This is a genomic window from Cellulomonas hominis (genome assembly GCF_005239125.1).
Taxonomy (GTDB): domain Bacteria; phylum Actinomycetota; class Actinomycetes; order Actinomycetales; family Cellulomonadaceae; genus Cellulomonas; species Cellulomonas hominis_A.
In genome coordinates, this window is record NZ_SZYE01000336.1 from 1 (window position 1) to 1375 (window position 1375).

Annotated in this window: 2 protein-coding genes; both read left to right on the top strand. The window is 75.6% G+C overall.

What is annotated here, in order from left to right; translation table 11 throughout:
* The coding region (locus FA014_RS19440) for a DUF881 domain-containing protein (RefSeq protein ID WP_154731241.1) at positions 1-718 on the top strand (718 nt) is incomplete at its 5' end.
* Positions 719-829: 111 nt separating this feature from the next.
* Positions 830-1345, top strand: coding sequence for an FHA domain-containing protein (locus FA014_RS19445; RefSeq protein ID WP_154731242.1), 516 nt, complete (start codon positions 830-832; stop codon positions 1343-1345).
* The last annotated feature ends 30 nt before the right edge of the window (positions 1346-1375 follow it).

The following is a 1375-nucleotide window of genomic DNA, read 5'->3' on the forward strand; positions in this document are numbered from 1 at the left end:
CGGGTGGCGCGCGGGCGCAGCGCGGGCCCGAGGGCGCGCCAGCCGCGCCCAGGCCCTGACGGGCGTCCTGTGCGTCGCGCTCGGCTTCGCGATCGCCGTCCAGGTGCGGCAGACGGACACCGAGAGCCTGACGGTCATGCGGGAGTCCGAGCTGGTGTCGCTGCTGGACCAGACGACCCGGCAGGCCGACGACCTCCAGGAGCAGGTGACCGAGCTGGAGCGCACCCGCACGGAGCTGCAGTCCGCGGGGTCCAGCCGCGAGGCGGCCCTCGAGGCGGCGACCCGCAGCGCGGCGGCGCAGGGGATCCTGTCCGGCCGGCTGCCCGCGGAGGGCCCCGGCATCACGGTGACGGTGTCCGACCCGTCCCGGTCGGTGTCGGCCCTCACGCTGCTCAACCTGCTGGAGGAGCTGCGCAACTCGGGCGCCGAGGCGATCCAGCTGAACGACCAGCGGCTGACCGCGTCGTCCTACGTGCTGAGCACGGACGACGGCATCGAGGTGGACGGGGCGCCGGTCTCGCCGCCGTACCGGTGGGTCGCGATCGGGGAGCCCGGCACCATGTCGACCGCGCTCGCGATCCCCGGCGGGGCCGTCGCCAAGGTGCAGATCGACGGCGGGACGGCGACGGTGTCGACCGAGGACCACGTCGAGGTCACCGCCACCCGGGACGTGCCGGACCCGCAGTACGCCGAGCCGGAGACGTCCGGCGAGGGCTGAGCACCGGCCGACACCCGGTCGGCGGGGTGTGCTCAGGTCCTCCGGGCGCTTAGGCTGTCCGGGACCCCGGTGCAGGTCGGGGCCACGGATGAGCAGGTCTGGGAGGGTGTCATGAGCGACGAGCAGCAGGTGCCGGGCGGCGAGCCGCGCCCGGCCGCGCCCGACGGGGCGCCCATCTCGGCGGCTCCCGACACCACCATCAGCTTCGGCTCGCTGGGCGCGCTGGACGCGGAGCCGGCGGGTCCGGTCGGCCTCACCGCCGAGCAGGCCGCGGCCGTGCAGGCGCTGCCGCGCACCTCGGCGCTGCTCGTGATGCAGCGCGGCCCGAGCTCCGGTGCGCGGTTCCTGCTCGACGCCGAGCGGACCGTCGCCGGTCGCAGCCCGAGCGCCGACATCTTCCTGGACGACGTGACCGTCTCCCGCAAGCACGCCGAGTTCGTCCGCGAGCTCGACGACTTCGTGGTGCGCGACGTGGGCTCCCTCAACGGCACGTACGTGAACCGGGAGCGGATCGACTCCGCCGTGCTGCGCGCCGGCGACGAGGTCCAGATCGGCAAGTTCCGGATGACGTTCCACCCGAGCCCCGCCGCGCGACCGGGCGGCCAGCCCGCCGGTCCCGCGCAGTGAGCGCGGCCCGGTCCGCGCGCCGGGCGGACC

Excerpts from the sequence above, each read along its gene's own strand:
- FA014_RS19445 (WP_154731242.1), top strand. The coding sequence starts at position 830 with ATGAGCGACGAGCAGCAGGTGCCGGGCGGCGAGCCGCGCCCGGCCGCG.